This is a genomic window from Streptomyces sp. NPDC090088 (genome assembly GCF_044747345.1).
GTDB lineage: Bacteria > Actinomycetota > Actinomycetes > Streptomycetales > Streptomycetaceae > Streptomyces.
The window spans coordinates 269,956-288,909 of the sequence record NZ_JBIVDZ010000004.1 but is presented as its reverse complement, the minus strand read 5'-3'; the positions used below and the strand labels follow the sequence as shown (position 1 = coordinate 288,909).

General features: G+C 72.2%; 14 protein-coding genes. 6 read left to right on the top strand and 8 right to left on the bottom strand.

The window, feature by feature from the left end; all coding sequences use genetic code 11:
* Positions 1-236 precede the first annotated feature (236 nt).
* A complete protein-coding gene (locus tag ACIPSJ_RS21430) occupies positions 237-659 on the top strand; it encodes a protease inhibitor (RefSeq protein ID WP_355719868.1) in 423 nt (140 codons plus the stop codon).
* 135 nt (positions 660-794) lie between these two features.
* On the opposite strand, the gene ACIPSJ_RS21425 is transcribed toward ACIPSJ_RS21430, so the two are convergent.
* Together ACIPSJ_RS21425 and ACIPSJ_RS21420 are read right to left on the bottom strand one after the other, a co-directional pair.
* Positions 795-1,178, bottom strand: a complete 384-nt coding sequence (locus tag ACIPSJ_RS21425; RefSeq protein ID WP_401347763.1) for an STAS domain-containing protein — start codon at positions 1,176-1,178, stop codon at positions 795-797.
* Between the two features lie 273 nt (positions 1,179-1,451).
* Positions 1,452-2,957 (bottom strand): MFS transporter, encoded by a 1,506-nt coding sequence (locus ACIPSJ_RS21420; protein WP_359225098.1) that lies wholly within the window; start codon positions 2,955-2,957, stop codon positions 1,452-1,454.
* Between the two features lie 156 nt (positions 2,958-3,113).
* Between ACIPSJ_RS21420 and ACIPSJ_RS21415 the strand changes: the two genes are divergently transcribed.
* From ACIPSJ_RS21415 to ACIPSJ_RS21405, 3 genes are read left to right on the top strand one after another with little or no spacing between them, the layout of a single operon-like run.
* A complete protein-coding gene (locus ACIPSJ_RS21415; protein WP_401347760.1) occupies positions 3,114-3,962 on the top strand; it encodes an alpha/beta fold hydrolase in 849 nt (282 codons plus the stop codon).
* A 32-nt stretch (positions 3,963-3,994) separates the two neighbouring features.
* Positions 3,995-4,345 carry a metalloregulator ArsR/SmtB family transcription factor gene (locus ACIPSJ_RS21410; protein WP_359225104.1) on the top strand — a complete coding sequence of 117 codons (351 nt, stop codon included), beginning with the start codon at positions 3,995-3,997 and terminating at the stop codon, positions 4,343-4,345.
* Between the two features lie 5 nt (positions 4,346-4,350).
* The gene (locus tag ACIPSJ_RS21405) at positions 4,351-4,881 is read left to right on the top strand and encodes an SRPBCC family protein (protein WP_401347759.1); all 531 of its coding nucleotides are present in this window, start codon (positions 4,351-4,353) and stop codon (positions 4,879-4,881) included.
* A gap of 4 nt (positions 4,882-4,885) precedes the next feature.
* Here the strand turns inward: ACIPSJ_RS21405 and ACIPSJ_RS21400 are convergent, their stop codons facing one another.
* From ACIPSJ_RS21400 to ACIPSJ_RS21380, 5 genes are all read right to left on the bottom strand, one after another.
* Positions 4,886-7,711 carry an NHLP bacteriocin export ABC transporter permease/ATPase subunit gene (locus ACIPSJ_RS21400; RefSeq protein WP_401347757.1) on the bottom strand — a complete coding sequence of 942 codons (2,826 nt, stop codon included), beginning with the start codon at positions 7,709-7,711 and terminating at the stop codon, positions 4,886-4,888.
* Between the two features lies 1 nt (position 7,712).
* A complete protein-coding gene (locus ACIPSJ_RS21395; RefSeq protein ID WP_359225113.1) occupies positions 7,713-9,935 on the bottom strand; it encodes an NHLP family bacteriocin export ABC transporter peptidase/permease/ATPase subunit in 2,223 nt (740 codons plus the stop codon).
* Entirely contained in the window at positions 9,932-10,738 is an 807-nt protein-coding gene (locus ACIPSJ_RS21390) for an HlyD family efflux transporter periplasmic adaptor subunit (RefSeq protein WP_401347756.1), read from the bottom strand. Before ACIPSJ_RS21390 ends, ACIPSJ_RS21395 begins: the two co-directional genes overlap by 4 nt.
* Positions 10,739-10,856: 118 nt before the next feature.
* Positions 10,857-11,072, bottom strand: a complete 216-nt coding sequence (locus tag ACIPSJ_RS21385; RefSeq protein ID WP_293991413.1) for a type A2 lantipeptide — start codon at positions 11,070-11,072, stop codon at positions 10,857-10,859.
* 494 nt (positions 11,073-11,566) lie between these two features.
* Positions 11,567-11,980 (bottom strand): PaaI family thioesterase, encoded by a 414-nt coding sequence (locus ACIPSJ_RS21380; protein WP_359225119.1) that lies wholly within the window; start codon positions 11,978-11,980, stop codon positions 11,567-11,569.
* Positions 11,981-12,187: 207 nt separating this feature from the next.
* On the opposite strand from ACIPSJ_RS21380, the gene ACIPSJ_RS21375 reads away from it, so the two are divergent.
* Complete coding sequence (locus tag ACIPSJ_RS21375; RefSeq protein WP_359225122.1) at positions 12,188-13,612, top strand: S1 family peptidase; 1,425 nt, start codon at positions 12,188-12,190, stop codon at positions 13,610-13,612.
* A 97-nt stretch (positions 13,613-13,709) separates the two neighbouring features.
* On the opposite strand, the gene ACIPSJ_RS21370 is transcribed toward ACIPSJ_RS21375, so the two are convergent.
* A complete protein-coding gene (locus ACIPSJ_RS21370; RefSeq protein ID WP_401348654.1) occupies positions 13,710-15,869 on the bottom strand; it encodes a SpoIIE family protein phosphatase in 2,160 nt (719 codons plus the stop codon).
* Positions 15,870-16,454: 585 nt separating this feature from the next.
* Between ACIPSJ_RS21370 and ACIPSJ_RS21365 the strand changes: the two genes are divergently transcribed.
* The gene (locus tag ACIPSJ_RS21365; RefSeq protein ID WP_401347753.1) at positions 16,455-18,953 is read left to right on the top strand and encodes a SpoIIE family protein phosphatase; all 2,499 of its coding nucleotides are present in this window, start codon (positions 16,455-16,457) and stop codon (positions 18,951-18,953) included.
* Position 18,954 lies beyond the last annotated feature (1 nt).

The window sequence follows — 18,954 nt, the reverse complement described above, 5'->3', positions numbered from 1 at the left end:
ACGAGGCGACGGGATCCGGCCATCTGGCCGCTTCGAGCGATCAAGAACCGCTCCGTTGAGCGGTCGACGCGTTCGATTTCCGTGACTTCACGCCACTGATTCAATACGCAAGGTTACTGAAAGCTGTGGGTTCGATGTGTGTTTCGACGCCGGAGTCGGCAGAGTGGCGCCCGCCGTCCCCGGCACCCACCGGGCCGCGGACGGCACCCGTCGAATCAAGCGGAAGGATGCACACAATGCGAACCACCGCGCGCTGGGCAGCGACCCTCGGCCTCACGGCCGCCGCCGTCTGCGGACCCCTGACCGGGGCCGCCGTCGCCACCCCGAGCTCGCTCTACGCTCCCTCGGCCCTGGTGCTCACCACCGGCCACGGCAGCGAGGCGGCCACCGCCACTCCCGAACGCGCCGTGACCCTCACCTGTGCCCCGGGCGCCTCCGGCACGCACCCGGCCGCCGCCCAGGCCTGCGCCGAACTACGCGGCGCCGGCGGCGACTTCGACGCGCTGGCACCGAGAACCGACGTGTGGTGCACCAAGCTCTACGACCCCGTCGTGGTCACGGTGGAAGGCGTCTGGCAGGGCAAGCGCGTCTCCTATGAGCGCACCTTCGGCAACCAGTGCATGAGGGACTCCTACGGGGCGAGCGTCTTCGCCTTCTGAGAGCCCGGGATCGCACGGTCCTCGTGACTGCCGGACAGGTCCGCAACTGGGGAGTGCGGCCCCTGGAGCGGGGCACCTGCGATCTCGCACCGGAGGTCGGACGGGCGGAGTGGGGCCGCCCGCCGACCTCCGGCATCACCGCCGCTCCCCGGCGCTCCCGTCCCGGGGAAACCCGGGGAGCGGCGGAAACCGCCCCAGCAGCCCCGAGGCCCGTAACAGCCGCGGCACCTGGGGCCCTTCGCACACCAGCCGCAGCCGCCCGCCACGCCCCCTGGCCCGCGCCTCGGCCCGGCACAGCACCCTGAGCGCCGAACAGTCGAGAAACCCGATCCGCCGCAGATCGACCAGCACATCGGGCTCGGCCTCCGCGGTCGCCGCGAGCAGATGCTCGGCGACCAGCTCCTCGGTGGCGATGTCGACCTCGCCGAAGACCTCGACGACGAGGTACGGCCCACAGCGGTGCGTACGCGCACAGGAGTTGGCGGCGGGCAGCCCGGGGTCAACGGCTTCCGACGTCATCTCAGCGCTCCACCTCGCCGCGGCGGGTATGGGCCCGGTTGTTACCCACTGGGAGCGCGTGTCATCCCTGCCGGCGCCAGCGCAAGATCGGGTTCACTCGACACGGTGAATCTATGTCAGACGGCTTGACTTAACGTGTCCCGATAGGGGCGCGGGGAACTGCGCGACCAGCCACAGCGCACCCGCAGACGGCAACGGCGAATGACGACAACGACGAGGGGCCACCGTCTCCCTGCTGACGGCGACCCCTCAGTACCCGCGGCTCCGCGGAAGCTACATGTGCACGACCGGCGCCGCGTCGGCGTCCTGCTCCGGCACTCCCCGGCGGAACAGCAGGAACGCGATCACCGCGCCCGCCGCGAACATACCGGCCGACCACCAGAACGCGGTCGTGTAGCTCTCGATCGTCGCCTGCGCCTGCACCAGCTTGTTGGTCGCGTCCCGCCCGACCAGGTAGTTCGTCGCCGCGCTCGCCGCGAGCGTGTTGAGCAGCGCCGTACCGATCGAACCGCCCACCTGCTGCATGGCGTTGACCGTGGCCGAGGCGACGCCCGCCTCGTCGGCCGTCACCCCGCCCGTGGCGAGCTGCATGGCCGCCGGCATCACCAGGCCGAGGCCGAGACCGGTCACGATCAGCTGCGGCAGCACCGCGCTGACGTAGCTCGACCCGACGTCGATCCCGGCGAGCCAGGCCATGCCGACCGCGGAGACCAGGAAGCCCAGCGGCACGACCGCCTTGGGCCCGATCCGCGGCACCAGGACCTGCGTGCCCAGCTGCGCCGTCACCATCAGGGCGCCGATCATCGGCAGGAAGGCCACGCCGGTCTTCGTCGGGCTGAAGCCGAGGTTCAGCTGGAGGTAGTAGGTGAGGAAGAGGAACACGCCGAACATGCCACCGGCCGAGATCAGCACGGCGAGGAAGGAGGCGGCCCGGTCGCGGTCCAGCAGGATGCCCAGCGGCAGCAGCGGGTGCTTCGACTTGGTCTGCCACCAGGCGAAGGTCGCCAGCAGGGCCACGCCCGCGATCAGGAAGCCCCAGGTCAGCGCCGAACCCCAGTCGTGCGTCTCGGCGTTGGAGAAGCCGTAGACCAGCGAGAACAGACCGGCGGCGACGAGCACCGTGCCCGGCACGTCCAGCTTGGAGTTCGCGGCGTCGCGGTGGTTGGTCAGCAGCATCATGCCGCCGATGAAGGCGACGACGGCGATCACGACGTTCACGTACAGCGTCCAGCGCCAGTCGAACGCGTCGGTCAGCGCACCGCCGAGCAGCAGGCCGACCGCACCGCCGGCGCCCGCGATGGCGCCGTAGACACTGAACGCCCTGGCCCGCTCACGGGCGTCGGTGAACGTGGTGTTGAGAAGGGAGAGCGCGGCCGGTGCGAGCAGCGCGCCGAAGGCGCCTTGCAGGGCACGCGCGGTGACCAGCATGCCGAAGCCGTTGGCGGCACCGCCGAGCGCCGACACGGCGGCGAAGCCGACGACACCTATGAGGAAGGCCGTCTTGCGGCCGAAGAGGTCGGCGATCCGTCCGCCGAGCAGCAGCAGTGAGGCGAAGGCGAGGGCGTATCCGGTGACGATCCACTGCCGGTTGCCGTCGGAGAAGCCGAGGTCCGCCTGCGCGGACGGCAGGGCGATGTTCACGATGGTGGCGTCGAGCACCACCATGAGCTGGGCGACGGCGACGACCGCGAGGATCCACCACCGCTTGGACGAGGTGTCCGCCGGTGGCGTTTCTGCGGTGCCGACGTGGGCGTCGTCGGTCAGAGTCTTCTCAGACATGGGAGAACTACTCCAGGGAAGTCGTTCGGGATTCACCAAGAAGCCGCCTCGCCATGACGGCCCGTTGGCGCGCCGCGAACGAAACGGTTTCGTACACATCGAGACTAGACCACTTTCAGCGAAACGGCAACGTTTCGCTGGGGAGGGGGGCCGATCATGATCAACGGCATGCTCGCGGTGGCCGGCGCGGACCTCTACTACGAGGTCAGGGGTGCCGGTCCGGCCCTGTTGATGATCAGCGGCGCGGGCGGTGACGCGGGCTACTACGCGGCGGTCGCCGAGGACCTCGCGGACGCCTTCACCGTGATCACCTACGACCGGCGCGGCAACTCCCGCAGCACCGGCCGCGACGGCACGCCGACGACCCTCGACGAACAGGCGGCGGACGCCCGCGCGATCATCGCGGCCCTGGCCGACGGGCGTGCCCTGGTCTTCGGCAGCAGTGCGGGCGCGATCATCGGCCTCACCCTGGCGGCCCGCCATCCCGAGATGCCGGCGGGTCTGATCGCCCATGAACCCCCCGCCGTGAACGTCCTGCCCGACGGCGACCCGGCCCGCGCCTTCTTCCCGGACGTGGCCGCGGCCTACGCCGAGGGCGGGGGAGCGGCGGCCGGCCGCCGGTTCGCGCAGGGGGTGCGCGGCGAGGGGACGTACCGCTGGCCGGACGACCTCTGGAAACGGTTCCTCGGCAACCAGGATCACCTCTTCACCGCCGAGTGGCCCGCCCTCGCCTCCTTCCGCCCCGACGAGCAGGCCCTGCGCTCGGCACCGTTCCCGATCCTGCTGGGAGCGGGCAGCGAGGACCGGGACCTGTACTACGCCCGCCCGTCGATCGAGATCGCCCGCAGGATCGACGCCCCTTGGGCGGAGTTCCCCGGCATCCACATGGAATACCTGCGAGCCCCGGCCCCCTTCGCGGCAGCGATCCGCGCACTGGCAACACTCCTGAACTGGCAAGCGACGGCCAGTCCCCCCAGCCGCCGCCCTCCCTCATGTATTCCTTGACAGGAATATAACTAGCTGAGCATATTAGAACCATGTCCGAAGACGCCCTCTGGACCGCCCTCGCCGACCCCCACCGGCGGGCCATGGTCGGCCTCCTCCTGACGCGCCCCCGCCCCGTCGGCGAGATCGTGGACGCATGCGGCCTCAGCCAGCCGAGCACCTCCAAGCACCTCAGGGTGTTGCGGGAGGCCGGCCTGGTCCGGGTCCGGCAGGACGCCCAGCGCCGGGTCTACGCCCTCGACCCGGCCCCCATCGCAGAGCTGGACGCCTGGCTGGCCCCCTACCGCCGGCTGTGGAACCGCGGCCTGGACACCCTGGGGCGCCGCCTTGACGAGACGGCCGCGTCGACGGGCGACCCGGAAGAACCCTCCCCGAAGGACTGATCCCCATGCCCGCCGACCTCACCGGCACCTACGTGACCCTCGACGACGGCCGCCCGGCCGTCCGCTTCAGCCGCCTCTACGGCCATCCGGTGGACCGCGTCTGGCACTTCGTCACCGACCCCGACGAACTCGCCGAGTGGTTCCCCTCCCGCGCCGAGATCGACCTGCGGCCCGGCGGCGCGGTCAGGTTCACCGGCGACCCGAACATGCCCGAGTCGCACGGCACCGTGCTCGCCGTCGACCCGCCCCGCCACCTGGCCTTCGAGTGGGGCGGCGACGAGATCCGCTTCGACCTCGCGGCGGGCGGCGAGGGCCGCACCCGCTTCACCCTCACCCATGTCCTGAGCGAGGAGAACACCGCCGCCCGCAACAGCGCGGGCTGGGAGGTCTGCCTCGCCGCCCTCGACGCCAAGGCCCGGGGCGACCGCTTCGAGGGCCCGCACGCGGGCGTCAACGCACCCTGGAAGGAGTACTACCAGGGCTATCTCGATGCGGGAGTGCCCTCCGGTGCCCCGATCCCGGGCATCGGCGCCTGACCGGTCACGCCAGTTGCCGCCGCACCAGTTCGTGCAGCCTGCCGCCGGTGTCGGCGAGCAGCTGGGCCGGCGGGCCCTGCTGGGCGACCTTGCCGTCCTCCATCACGATCACCCGGTCGGCGTCCATGACCGTCGACAGCCGGTGGGCGATGACGATCCGGGTGGCGTTCAGCTTGCGGGTGCTCTCGATGACCGTGCGCTGGGTGTCGTTGTCGAGCGCGCTCGTCGCCTCGTCGAAGAAGAGGATCTGCGGGCGCCGGATCAGCGCCTGGGCGATCATCAGCCGCTGCCGCTGACCGCCCGAGATCGCGCCGCTGCCGGCGACGATCGTGTGCAGCCCCATCGGCATCCGCTTGATGTCCTCGGCGAGCCCCGCCATCTCGGCCGCCGCCATCGCCTCCTCGGGGGTGTACGGTTCGGTGCCGCAGATGACGTCCAGGATCGAGCCGGTGAACGGCTGCGCGTGCTGGAGCACCACCCCGCACTGGCGGCGGACGGCGGACTGGTCGAGCGCGCCCAGGTCCTGGCCGTCGTACAGGACGCTCCCCGAGACCGGCTTGTCGAAGCCGATCAGCAGCCGCAGCAGGGTGGACTTGCCGCAGCCGCTGGGGCCGACGATCGCCACGAACTCGCCCGGGCGGATGTCGAAGGAGACGTCGTCGAGGACGAGGGGGCCGTCGTCGGCGTACCGGAAGGACAGGCGGCGGGCCTCGACCGCGCCGGACAGTCGGCCGGGGCGGGTGCTGGCGGTGCGGACCTCGGGGGCGGCTTCCAGGACCGGCTTGATCTCCTCGAAGAGGGGGAGCGCGGCGACCGCCGACACGAAGGAACCGGTCAGCTGGGTGACCGAGGTGAGCAGCATCGTCACCGAGGTGTTGAACGTCAGGAAGGCCGCCGCGTCCATGGCGCCCTTCGCCGGGCCCGCGAGCAGCATGAACATCAGCAGGGTGCAGACCGGGAGGTAGACCGAGCCGAGGACCGTGGTGAGGTTCTTGATCCGGCCCACCTTCTGCTGGAGTTCACGGCTGCGCGCGAACTCGCCCGCCCAGGCCGCGTACGCGTAGTTCTCGGCCGCCGCCACCCGCAGCTTCGGCAGGCCCCGCAGGGTCTGGAAGGCCTGGTTGTTCAGCTTGTTGCCGAGCACCACCAGCTTGCGCTGCCAGCGCACCTGCCACAGCCCGAGCCCCAGGAACAGCGCGGCGATGACCACGAGCATGCCCATCGCGGCCAGTGCCATCGGGACGCTGAACCAGAACAGCAGACCCAGGTTCATCGCGCCGACGGTCACCGACTGGGCGACGACCGGGCCGACGCCCGCCAGCAGGCGGCGGATCGCGCTGATGCCCATGGCCGCGCTCGCCAGCTCACCGGTCGAGCGCTGGGTGAAGAACTTCGTGGGCAGCCGCAACAGCCGGTCCCAGACGGCGGGTTGGAGCGTCGCCTCGATACGGCCCTCCAGGCGGAGGATGGTCAGGTTCTCCAGGAGCGTGAACGCGGCCGACACCACGGCGCTGATCAGCACCGCGAGGCAGACCTGCACGATGAGGTTCGTCTGGGCCTTCGGCACGTAGTCGCCCAGCACCTTGCCGGTGGCGATCGGCACCAGCGAGCCGATCGCGACGGTCACCAGACCGGCGAGGAGCAGACCGCCGAGGTCGCCGCGGGTGCCCTGGAGGCTGAACCGGAGCAGGCCCAGCGGGCTGAGCGCCTTGTCGGGCAGCGGGCGGTAGAACATCACCGCGCGCGGCTCGAACTCCTCCGCGTTCGCCTTCTCGATCGGCGTCTCCCGGCCGGTCGCCGGATGGACGGCCACATAGCCGCCGCGCCGCCACAGCAGCGCGACCGGCGCCCCGGACAGGGCACGGTGTCCGACCAGCGGGCCGACGTCGTCCCGCCACCAGCTGCCGTCCAGGCGTACGGCCCGGGTCCGTACCCGGGAGGCCAGCGCCACCCGCTCGATCGGGTCGGCGCGGTCACTCCCGGCTGGTCCCGCGCCGCTCTGCGCGGGCTCGGCGAGGGTGATGCCGGCCGCCTGGGCGACCAGCCTGCAGGCCGCGTAGGAGGCGTCGGCGTCGGCGGCCGTGGTGCGCTTGGCCGCCTTGCCGATGGAGGCGAGGAGCGTCCGGTCGGCCTGGGCGCGGACCGCCTCACCGGCCTTGATGCCGGCCGCCGTACGCGTCTCGTGGGTGCGTTCCAGCTGCTCGATCCAGCGGTCCAGGGTGGTCAGCAGCCGGTACTGCTGGTCGACCATGCTCTGCCACAGGGCCGGGTCCATCAGCAGGTCGGCCGCCGCCTCCGCGCCGTACAGCGAGCCGTACTGCACGCTGCCGGGCGGTACCTGCATCCAGAAGACGTCGTCGTCGGTGGGGGCCGCGGCGCGCTCGCTGGCAGTCATCGGGGCCTGGAAGAGGATGGACAGGCCGCGGCCGACGCCGAGGGCGAGGGCGTACTCCAGGGGGCTCGTGGTCGGCGGTACGTACTGCGGGTTGCCGTACTCGTCGTAGGACCAGGTCTGGGTGCCGGCCGGCTGGTACAGCTCGCGCAGGCCGATGCGGTGGACCACGCAGTCCCGCAACGGGCGTGCCACCAGCGTGTGTTGCGGCCCTGAGACCGGACCGAGCAGCAGCGCGCCCGCCTCCAGCCTCCCCAAGTGGTGCCAGTGGCCCTGCAGTTCGGCGTCCACCGCGAACAGGTCCAGGGCACCGGACGCCACCAGCCACAGCGTCTGCGGGCCTTCGAGGTCGAGGCGGTTGAAACCGGCGCAGTCGATCCGGGAGCCCAGCGAGCCGAGCGCGCCGAGAACGAGGTCGCCTCCGTCTACGGTCGTCATCTCATCGCTCCCTGACCAGCGCGGCGTACGCCCCGCCGTGTGCCACCAACTCGTCGTGCCGGCCGCGCTCCACGATCGTCCCGTGCTGGAGCACGACGATCTCGTCGCTGTCGCGGACCGTGCTCAGCCGGTGCGCGATCACCACGCAGGCGCAGCCGCGCCGGCGCAGGTTGTCCATGACCGTCAGCTCGGTCTCCGCGTCCAGCGCGCTGGTCACCTCGTCGAGGACGAGGATGCTGGGGCGGCGCACCAACGCCCGCGCGATCTCCAGGCGCTGGCGCTGACCGCCGGAGAAGTTGCGGCCGTCCTGCTCGACCCTGCTGTGGATGCCGCCGGGCCGGCGCGTCACCACGTCGTACAGGGCCGCGTCCCGCAGCGCCTCCACCACGGCCTCGTCCGGGATCGACGGGTCCCACAGCGCCACGTTGTCGCGCACCGAGCCCTCGAAGAGGAAGACGTCCTGGTCGACGAAGGAGACGGAGGCGGCGAGCGCGCCGCGCGGGATGTCCTCCAGGCGCTGTCCGTCGATGCGGATCACGCCCTCCCAGGGGGCGTACAGGCCCGAGATCAGCCGGGAGACCGTGGACTTGCCGCTGCCCGAGCCGCCCACCAGGGCCACCTGGCGGCCGGGGCCGACCGTCAGGTCGAAGCCGGTGAGCAGGGGCTTGTCCAGCGGGCTGTAGCCGAAGGAGATGTTCTCCAGCTCGACATGGCCCTGCAGCCGCCGGGTCGAGCCGTCCGCGCCGGGGCGGGCGTAGACCGGGTCGGCCTGGAAGTTCTCCACGTCCTTGAGGCGGGCCACGTCGGCCGCGAAGTCCTGGATGCGGCCCGCGACGCCGTTCAGCCGGGTGAGGGGCGCGGTGAAGCGGGTGACCAGGGACTGGAAGGCGACAAGGAGACCGACCGAGATACCCCCTTCGACCGCCCGCATACCGCCGATCCACAGGATCAGCGCGCTGTTGACGGTCGCGAGCGTCGGCGCGACCACGCCCAGCCAGGCGCTCGGCACCCCGAGCCGCTGCTGCTCCTCCAGGGTGGCCGCGTGCTGACCGGCCCACCTGCGGAAGTAGCCGTCCTCGCCGCCGGTCGCCTTCATCGTCTCGATCAGCTGGAGGCCGGTGTACGAGGTGTTGGTGAGCCGGGCGGTGTCCGCGCGCAGCTTCGCGGTGCGGGTCGCGCGCAGCCGTACGACGAACCGCATCGCCACGATGTTCAGCAGGGCCACGCCGATGCCGAGGAAGGTGAGCTGCGCGTCGTAGGTGTAGAGGAGAACGGCGTAGAGGACGACGACCACCGCGTCCACGCCGGCCGCCGCGAGGTCGCGGGCCAGGGTCTCGGCGACCTGGTCGTTGGATTGCAGGCGCTGGACGAGGTCGGCCGGGCTGCGCTGGGAGAAGAAGGTCACCGGCAGCCGCAGCAGATGGCGCAGGAAGCGGGCGCTGGAGAGGGTGGAGGAGACGATCCGGCCGTGCAGCAGATTGGCCTGCTGCAGCCAGGTCAGGGCCACGGTGAGCAGCACACAGGTGCCCATCGCGGCGAACAGCACGGTGAGCAGCGAGGTCTGGCCGCCGATGAGGAACATGTCGATGTACTGGCGGCTGAGCGCGGGCACCGCCGCGCCCACGACCACCAGCAGCAGGCTGGCCAGCACCGCCGCCGGCATGGTGCCCGCCGTGCCGCGCAGCCGGGCCGGCATCGCGCCGAGCACGCCGGGGCGGCGGCCGCCCTTCTCGAAGCCGTCGCCCGGCTCCAGGACCAGCACGACTCCGGTGAAGCTGCCGTCGAACTCCTCCATGGGCACGAACCGGCGGCCCTTGGCGGGGTCGTTGATGTAGACGCCCCGGCGGCCGAAGCGGCGGCCCATGCCGTCGTAGACGACGTAGTGGTTGAACTCCCAGAACAGGACGGCCGGGGCCTGGACGTCGGCGAGGGCGGCCAGGTCCATCTGCATGCCCTTGGCCGTGAGGCCGTAACTGCGGGCCGCCTTGAGCAGGTTGCTGGCGCGGGAGCCGTCGCGGGAGACACCGCAGGCGATCCGCAGCTCCTCCAGCGGGACATGGCGGCCGTAGTGGCCGAGGATCATGGAGAGGGAGGCGGCGCCGCACTCGACGGCCTCCATCTGGAGCACGGTGGGCGTGCGGACCGTGCCGCCGCGGCCCTTGGGGACCGGTCGCTTGGGCGGGGCGGCGCGCCGGCGGCCGCGGGTCTCCTGGGCGGTGGTCACGGGAGCAGCCAATCGACGGGACGCTGGTCGGCCAGCCGGATCGAACCCGAGGCCAGGGTCATGGAGTCGAGCGTGAAGGGCGGCCCGTCGGCCGAGGACCACTGGTAGCCGCTCTTCGTCTTCTTCGACCGGTCCAGCCGGACCAGGACGGCCACCGGGCGGCCCTTCCTGGTGAACTGGTCGCCGAGCTGGCTGTCACCGAGGAACGCGGCGATCGACTGGGCCGACTGGGCGGAGCGGTCCACCGACTTCACCCGGCCGCGCAGCACTCCGTACTCCTGGGTCGACACCGACGACACGGTCAGGTCGACCCGGGCGTCGGCCGGGATGGCGGAGGCGTTCTCCGCGGGGACGTAGACCGTCGCGTACAGCGGGTCCGAGGTGTGGGCGATCTTCTCCACGGCGGCGACGTTCGCGCCGGTCTGGATGATCTGCCCGATGGTCGCGGCGAGCGCGCTGATCCGGCCCGCGGCGACCGTGCGGACGACGGAGTCGCCCTGGCCGGTGCGGACCTTCAGGACGGGGGAGTTCGCCGGCAGCCGTTCGCCCTGCTCGGCGAGGACGGCCGTGACCTGCCCGGCGACCGGGCTCTGCAGGATGTAACTGCCCTGCCCGTGGGTGAGGATGGCCTCGGCGGTCACCGTGGAGGCGACCGAACCGGTCACCGCCCACACCGAGGCGGCCGCCATCACGACGACCGAGACGGACAGCGCGAGCCAGCCCTGCGGACGGGCGAACCGCACGGGGAGATCCAGCTCCTCCGGCGACTGGAGCTTGGCGAGGGCCTGTTGGCGGAACTGCACGGAACTTCCCTCACCTAGGGGAGAGACACGGGTGTTTCAGAACGCACGGGTGTTTCGGAACGCCCGAGAGCCCCGGGGCCGGGATCCGGCTCCGGGACTCAGCGGCAACGAGGTGCGATCAGAGACCGGCGACCAGGTTGGTGACCGGCTGGGTGTTGAGGCCGGTGACACCCTCGACCGTGCCGACGACCGTGTTGACCAGGCCGGAAACCGGGGCAACGCTGTCCACCAGGCCGGTGACGGTGCCGACGGCGTTCAGGGACAGGCCGCCGGAGACGTTGTCGAGCTCGGCGTCGGAGATCTCGACGGTCTCAACCTGGGGGGTGGAGTTCATGATGGAACTTCCCTTCATATGGATATTCACAAGGGGGAGAACGGCCCCCCATACGGCCCTTCGGGACGAAACAACGGCCCTGTGGGGACGAGCGGATGGCCGCAACCGCGGGCGCCGGGCACCCGTTTCCGGGAGCCCTTGGCGGTCCCTGCGGTGCGATGGATCAAAGCACGCCCGCGGTCCGCGCATCCAATCAACCAGGCGTCTCACCTGGGCACTTGAGCCTCAGAAGGGTTCATCCGTGCAGGCGTGCGCACGCCTTGTCGGCGACTCCTTCACAAGCCGCACCACTTCGTCGCAGCGGCGAGGGTTGCCCTCCCGGTGGCGAATCCGGCACTCCGCGCCAAAGGCGCGGTAGGGGGCGTGCGGTTGTGCAGATCCGCTGCTTCCGGTGACTTGGTTGGGTATGGGATGTGCAGATTCCCTGAAGCAAGGATTCCGGTCCACGATCGCAACGGACCGTCATTGACCGATTGCTGACCGTGTCGGTTCCGTCAGCCCAGCAGGGCGTAGACCGTGCTCGCCCGGGCCGCGAGCGCCCCCGACCGCTCGTCGCTCATGGTGATGTCGGCGAAAGCCGTCCGCCGGCCCAGTTTCGTCAGCACCGCTTCGATCAGGACATCCGAACCGCTCACCGCGCGCTGGAACGACGTCGACTGCTGGACCGTCGTCATCGGTACGAAGCCGCCTCGCGCCGACGAGACCGCGATCACCGTCGCCGTGTCCGCCGCCGCCATCAACGCCTGCCCCGACAGCCCGCCGCCCTCCCGGGACAACCGCTCCGACCAGGGCAGACGTAGAACGGCCCGGTCCTCGCCCAGCGACACGACGGACAGCCCGAGGTCGAGCACCCAGGGGGCGAAGTTGGCGGAGAGGATCTTGTCGGCTTCGGCGGTGGTCATCGTCATATGGGGGATTGTTCCCGGCCCCGCGGCACGCCACGCGCAACGGCCCCGCGCCCCGCGCGCCGTGGCCGATTTCCCATGGGTGAGAGGAAGTCAAGAACCGGAATTGAACGCACCACGTGACCCGCCCGTACCTACGTGCATCCAGGCGCCGCTCACGAACAACTGCCCTACTACGGCAGGCACTCCGTCCCTTGGAGGTCGAGAAGTTTGAGTCACAAGCGAATTCCGAAGCGCAAGGCCGCCATAGCGGTGGGCGGTGTCGTGGCGCTCGGAGCTGCGGCCATTCTGCTGCCGAACGCCAACGCGTCCCAGGACGGCAACAACGACGCCTCCGCAGCCGCTCCCAAGACCCTGAAGGCCTCGGGCGCCTCGGATCTTGCCGCACAGCTCCAGGACCTGCTCGGCCAGGCCTTCGCCGGGTCCTACTACGACAGCGGCAAGCAGCAGCTCGTCGTCAACGTCATCAACGGCGACAACAACGTGATCGTCCAGGCCGAGAAGGCCGGCGCGGTCGTCCGCCAGGTGGCGAACAGCACCTCCGCGCTCAAGGCGGCCGCCGCCACCCTCAAGACCAAGGCGACCATCCCGGGCACCGCCTGGGCCGTCGACCCGAAGACCAACAAGGTCGTGGTCACCGCCGACAGCACCGTCACCGGCTCCAAGTGGGACACGCTGGAGTCGACGGTCCAGAGCCTCGGCTCGAACATGGCCACCCTCAAGAAGTCCTCGGGCACCTTCAAGACCTTCGTCTCCGGCGGCGACGCGATCTTCTCCCAGGTGGCCGACGGCGAGGTCCGCTGCTCCCTCGGCTTCAACGTCACCGCCTCGGACGGCAGCCCCGCCTTCCTGACGGCCGGTCACTGCGGGGTCGCGGCCAAGGACTGGTCCGACACCGAGGGCGGCCAGCCCATCGCCACCGTCGACCAGGCCCAGTTCCCCGGCGACGGCGACTTCTCGCTGGTCAAGTACAACGACGCCACCACCCAGGCGCCGAGCGAGGTCAACATCGGCAACGGCCAGACCGTCGCCATCAACCAGGCCGAGGACGCGACCGTCGGCACGACGGTGTTCCGGATGGGCTCCACCACCGGTCTGCACGACGGCCAGGTCACCGGTCTCGACGCCACCGTCAACTTCCAGAGCGAGACCGACCCGAACGGCGTCGACACCGTCACCGGTCTCATCCAGACCAACGTCTGCGCCGAGGCCGGCGACAGCGGCGGCTCGCTGTTCACCCAGGACGGCGGCGCGGTCGGTCTCACCTCGGGCGGCAGCGGCGACTGCACCTCCGGCGGCGAGACCTTCTTCCAGCCGGTGACCACCGCCCTGCAGGCGACCGGCGCCACCCTCGGCGACGCGGGCGCGGGCGCCGGTGCCGGTGCCGGTGACGCCGGTGCCACGGCCGACCCGTCCGCCACGGACGGCACGGGCGACCAGGCCGGCGGCGACCAGATCGGTGGCGCGGCCGACCCGTCCGCCACGGCCGTCGACCCGTCCGCCACGGCGGGCGACCAGAGCGGCACCGGGGACGACACCGGTACCGGTGACGCGACCGGCACCGGCGACCAGACCGGCACGGGAGACCAGTCCGGGACCGGCGTGAGCGACAACAGCAACGAGTCCTCGCACTGATCCAAGAACCGCTGATCGGCCCAGCCAAGCGGTTCCGGTCGCACAGCGGACGGTCCGGCCCTCCGGCGGGAGGGCCGGACCGCGTCCGGTCGGCGGCCTAGCCGTCGTCCTGTGCTCTGAGCAAGAGCACGGCCACGTCGTCGACACGCTCCTGCGCCGCCGCACTGTGTCGCACGAGCGTGTCGGCCAGCTTGTCCAGCGGCTGGTCGCCGCTCTCCGCGAGGAGTTCGCCGAGATCGACCAGCGCGTCCTCGATGTCCACCCCGGGGGACTCCACAAGGCCGTCGGTGTACAGGGCGAGCACCGAGCCCGGAGCGAGGGCCACCTCGGTCGTCGGGTAGGTCGCCTCCGCGTCGATGCCCAGCAGCGGGCCCCCGGCCAGGTCGAGCACCCGGACCCGGCCGTCCGGGCGTCTCAGCAGTGGCGGCGGATGCCCCGCCCGCGCCATCACCGCCTGGCCCCGCGCCGGATCCAGCCGCAGATACAGACAGCTCGCGAACAGGTCCGCGCCGAAGTCGATCAGCAGCCGGTTGGTGCTGGTCATCACCTCCTCCGGGGCCTGCCCGACCGTTGTGAAAGCCCGTACCCCGGTGCGGATCTGGCCCATCAGCCCGGCCGCCGTCACGTTGTGCCCCTGGACGTCCCCGATCACCGCCGCCGCCAGCGGGCGGGTCGGCACCAGGTCGTAGAAGTCGCCGCCGATCTCCATGCCGTGCATGGCCGGCAGATAGCGCGCGGCGGCCTCGATACCGGGCGGCGGGGCCAGCGAGTGCGGCAGCAGGGCGGCCTGGAGACCGTGCGCCAGCTGGTTCTTCGCGTCGTAGAGCAGGGCCCGCTCCAGCGCCTGCGCGATGAGCCCGCCGAGACTGGTGAGCACGGCCCGCTCGTCGGCGGGAAAGGCGTGCGGCTCGGCATAGGCGAGGACACAGGTGCCCACCGGCCGGCCCGACGCGATCAGGGGCAGATACGCCCAGGCGGCGAACCCGTCCGGGGTCTCCCGCCGGTCCGGGTACAGCCGCTCCAGCTGCTGTCGTGACTCGAAGAACGCGGGCACACCGGTGTTCAGGACATGGGTGCCGGGCGTCCGTTCGGCCAGCGGAACGCCGTCGAACCGCTCCACGGTCCGCGGATCCTCGTACCCCCGGTGCCCCAGGACGTGCAGCCGGCCGCCCCGCGACCCGAGGACCACCAGGGCCTGGCTGCCGACGGCCGGCACCACCTCGTCCGCCACCAGCTGCACCACGTCCTGCACCCCGACCGCCTCCGTCAGCGCCCCGGCCAGGCTCAGCACCTGCGAGATGGTGACCAGCCTGGGGGAGGCCGCCGCCTCGGCACGCGGCAGCGCGCCCACCATCTCGGCGACCGCCCGCGCCCGGCTGATCCGGGTGGTCAGCCCGCTCGTGCTCGGGTACATCCGGAACGACAGCCAGTCGCCCGGCGGCTTCAGCGCCACGAACGACGTCACATGCTGGCTGATCAGCGCCGCCCGGTAGCGGTCCTCGTACATCGGGTCGTTCAGCCACGGCACCGACACCCACGGCTGGGTGCCGAGCAGATCGTCGACCCGGACGCCGAGCAGCTCGGCCGCCGCCCCGTTGGCGAAGACGACCCGGCCGTGCACATCGAGCGAGGCCAGCCCGTACGGCAGCCGGCCCACCATCCGCGCCGCCTCCACCATGGCCGACGGACCCGTGGCCGACGGCGCCGGCTGCGGCTCCGGCGGCTCCGGCTCGGCCCACGGCGCCCGGTTCTCCCGGGCGGCCCGCTCCAGCCGCACCGCCAGCCGGTCGCACCCCGCCGTCAGCACCTCCCGCTCCCGGTCGGACAGCACCGTCGGATGGGCGCCGGGCCAGGTCACGTACACCGCACCGAACACCGTCTCCGCCGTCGCCACGGGCAGCGCGGCCAGCGCGAACGGATACGGCAGCACCACCGCGATCCGCGGAAACCGGCGCGCCATGTCCTCCTCCCCGCCCACCCACACCAGACGCCGCTCACGCACCGCCTCCGCCACCGGGATCGGCGCGCTCAGCCCGACCCGCTCCCAGGGCGCCGCGAAGACCCGGGGCAGCCCCGCGGCCACCGCCATTTCCAGGACCGGCTGGTCCGCGGCCATCAGATAGACCGCGCCGGAGTGGGCCTGGACCTCCTCCATCATCGAGGCCAGTGCCAGCGACAACAGGGGCCGGCCGGCCCGGGCGCCGTCGTCCGCCTGCGCCCATACGCCCGCCCGCACCGGGGCCGGAGGCGCCCCCATCCCTTCGGACACGCCCGACCACCTCCTCGTCCGGCCGCGCGTCGCGTCCTCGGGATCAAGGCTCCCTCGTGGCGGCGACCGGCGCATGGCGAGAGCGGTACCGGCCCGCACACCGGGCGGCGCGCGCACCCCGTTCGCACCGGCGCCCGCCCCCGGAGCCGAAGCCTGCGGCCGCATCCGGGCGCGGGGCGTGCGCCTCCGCGCACCCTGACGGCCGGAACTCCGTGCCGCAACGCGACCGGCCCTGCCCGCCCCGGCCGGGACGCGTCCGGGAGTGGTTCGGCGAGCCGTCGCGGCCGGAGCCCGGCGGCCTCGACCGCGCCATATGTGAGCCCGCCCGCGGGCGCCGGCCTCGCCGAACGGGCCATGTTGTGCTCCGAGGTGGCGGAGGCGAGAATCCCCTCCGCCATCGAGGCCCGGCAGCGCGGCCGGTCCGCGGGTACGAGGGGACCCGCACGATCGCCACGACCGGCGCGTACACCTCGTAGCGCCTGTCCGCCCGCCTCCCCTTCCGTGGCCGGGGCACGCACGGGTCAGGTCGTGGCCGGTGCCTTTCGAGCGCGGTGGCGCCGCCGCCTCCACGGAATGGTCACAGGGGCTGCGCAGACGCCTCATAAGCGCTGTAATGGCGGCGTGGTCAGTGAGGGCGCTGCGGTACGCGGAACGAGAACGGATCGCGCCGAAATCGCCCTCGAAACGCTCACGGGCGATCCCGGCGCACCCGATCGACTCCGCCGCGTCCTCGAACAGGCACTGGTCTTCGCCGGCGCGGCCTTCGCCGGGGTGTACACGCCCGGCGACGACGGGACCGTGCTGCGCCTCGCCGAGTCGGCCGGCCTGCCCCGCACCCTGTACGGGCTGCGGGACGCCTATCCGTCCGTGGGGCAGTCCCCGGCGGCGGAGGCGTACGGCACCGGGCGGCCCCTCTGGCTCGGCCCCGACGAACTGGCCGACTGCCCGGAGGCACGGCGGACCCCGTCCCAGGAGTTCTGGCTGGGCGCGCTGCCGGTGCCCGGCGCCGCCGGACTGCTGGTCGTGACCAGCGAGCGGGACGACGGGTTCGGACCGGAGGACCGGGCCTGCCTCGCCCTGGTCGCCGACGCGATCGCCCTGCCCGCCCCGCCGCCCGCCGTCGAGACCGGCGAACTGCCCGCCCATGCGTTCAGCCTCGCCATGGACACCGGCCGGATCGAGGTGGGCGACGGCCTCCTCGGCCTCTTCGACATGGACCGGGACGAGTTCGACGGCAAGGTCGAGACGCTGCTGGGCCGTACCGTGCCGGACGACCTGCCCGCCCTGATGTCGGTCGTCGAGGCCGACCACATGTCCATCGGCGACCGGGAGCTGGAGTTCCGGGTCCTGCAGCCGTCCGGCCCGCCCAAGTGGCTGCGGCTGCGCGGCCGACTGGTGCCCGGTGGCGAGGGCCGCCCGGCCCGCCTGGCCGGTACCGTCGCGGACGCCTCGACGCTCCGCTCCGACGTCAGCGACGTGGTCCGGGTGCAGCGGCTCGCCGCCGCCCTGGCCACCGCCCTCACGGTCAAGGACGTCAGCCAGGCCGTCGTCACCGCCCTGCGCGGGCCGCTCAAGGCCGACCGGATCGCCCTGGCCGAACTGGAGAACGAGCGCCTGGTCGTCACCGTCCTCGACCCGCCCGACGCCGAGTCGTGGCCCGACCTGTGGCGCAGCGAGTGGCGCACCGAGTGGCCCGACGCGCCCGTGCGCACCATGCCCACCCTCGCCGCCGCCCTGCGCGAGGGCCGGGCGCAGATCTGGCCCGCCGCGGCCACCCTGGAACCCGCCCTCGCCGAGGTCGGCCCCGGCGGCCTCGCCATCCTCCCGCTGCCCGCCGGCGGCCGGATGGCCGGGGCCTGCCTGATCGGCTGGGACAGCCCGCACGACTTCGGCTCCGACGAACGCGCCCTGCTCACCGCCGCCGCCGGCCTGGCCGGCGAGGCCCTGATGCGCGCCCACGCCTTCGACGCCGAGCACGAACTGGTCGGCATGCTCCAGCGCGCCCTGCTGCCCCGCCGGCTGCCCCTGCTGCCCGGCGGCGAGGCCGTCGCCCGCTATCTGCCCACCACCGTGGGCCTGGAGGTCGGCGGCGACTGGTACGACGTGATCCCGCTGGCCGACAACCACGTCGCCCTCGTCATCGGGGACGTCCAGGGCCACAGCGCGGCCGCCGCCACCCTGATGGGGCAGATGCGCACCGCGCTGCGCGCCTACGCGGCCGAGGGGCACACCCCCGACGTGGTCGTCTCGCACGCCAACCGGCTCCTCATGGACATGGAGAGCGACCTCTTCGCCACCTGCTGCTATGTCGACGTCGACATGGAGGACGGCACGGCCTGGTGCGTGCGCGCCGGACATCTGCCGCCCGTCCTGCGTCACCCGGACGGCGGCACGGAGATCACCGAGACCGAGGGCGGCCCCCCGCTCGGCGTGCTCGGCCAGGCCGACTTCCCCATGACCCAGATCGGCCTGCGCCCCGGCACCGTGCTCGCGCTCACCACCGACGGCCTGGTCGAGTCCCCCGGCGCCGACATCGACGACGGCATGGCGCGCTTCGCCCACGGCCTCGGTGCCGCCGACCCCGGCGACCTCGGCCTGGTCGCCGACGCCCTGCTCGACAACGCCCACCGCGCCGACGACGTCGCCCTGCTGCTGATGCGCTACGACGGCATGGCCGTCCGCCCGCTGCGGGAGAGCTGGACGGTGTGGCGGGTCCCCGAGGCCGCCCGGCACGCCCGCCGCTTCAGCAAGCGCACCCTGCGCTCCTGGGGGATCACCGACGACACCATGGACACGGCCCTCCTGGTGGTCTCCGAGCTCGTCACCAACGCCCTCATCCACACCGACGGGCCGGTCCGGCTCGACCTGACCCTGCTCGACCACCGGCTGCGGATCGCCGTCGCCGACGCCTCGCCGCGCAGTCCGGTGAAACCTCCCAACATCGGCTGGGAGGCCACCGGCGGGCGCGGCATCCTCCTGGTCGAGGCCATGTCGGTCGCCTGGGGGACGGTCCCGGCCAGCGGCGGCAAACAGGTGTGGGCGGACCTCGTCCTGGACGCCGACGCGGACTGAG

Coding starts and splice junctions, on each gene's coding strand:
- ACIPSJ_RS21430 (WP_355719868.1), top strand. CDS start 237: ATGCGAACCACCGCGCGCTGGGCAGCGACCCTCGGCCTCACGGCCGCC.
- ACIPSJ_RS21425 (WP_401347763.1), bottom strand. CDS start 1,178: ATGACGTCGGAAGCCGTTGACCCCGGGCTGCCCGCCGCCAACTCCTGT.
- ACIPSJ_RS21420 (WP_359225098.1), bottom strand. CDS start 2,957: ATGTCTGAGAAGACTCTGACCGACGACGCCCACGTCGGCACCGCAGAA.
- ACIPSJ_RS21415 (WP_401347760.1), top strand. CDS start 3,114: ATGATCAACGGCATGCTCGCGGTGGCCGGCGCGGACCTCTACTACGAG.
- ACIPSJ_RS21410 (WP_359225104.1), top strand. CDS start 3,995: ATGTCCGAAGACGCCCTCTGGACCGCCCTCGCCGACCCCCACCGGCGG.
- ACIPSJ_RS21405 (WP_401347759.1), top strand. CDS start 4,351: ATGCCCGCCGACCTCACCGGCACCTACGTGACCCTCGACGACGGCCGC.
- ACIPSJ_RS21400 (WP_401347757.1), bottom strand. CDS start 7,711: ATGACGACCGTAGACGGAGGCGACCTCGTTCTCGGCGCGCTCGGCTCG.
- ACIPSJ_RS21385 (WP_293991413.1), bottom strand. CDS start 11,072: ATGAACTCCACCCCCCAGGTTGAGACCGTCGAGATCTCCGACGCCGAG.
- ACIPSJ_RS21380 (WP_359225119.1), bottom strand. CDS start 11,980: ATGACGATGACCACCGCCGAAGCCGACAAGATCCTCTCCGCCAACTTC.
- ACIPSJ_RS21370 (WP_401348654.1), bottom strand. CDS start 15,869: ATGGGGGCGCCTCCGGCCCCGGTGCGGGCGGGCGTATGGGCGCAGGCG.
- ACIPSJ_RS21365 (WP_401347753.1), top strand. CDS start 16,455: ATGGTCACAGGGGCTGCGCAGACGCCTCATAAGCGCTGTAATGGCGGC.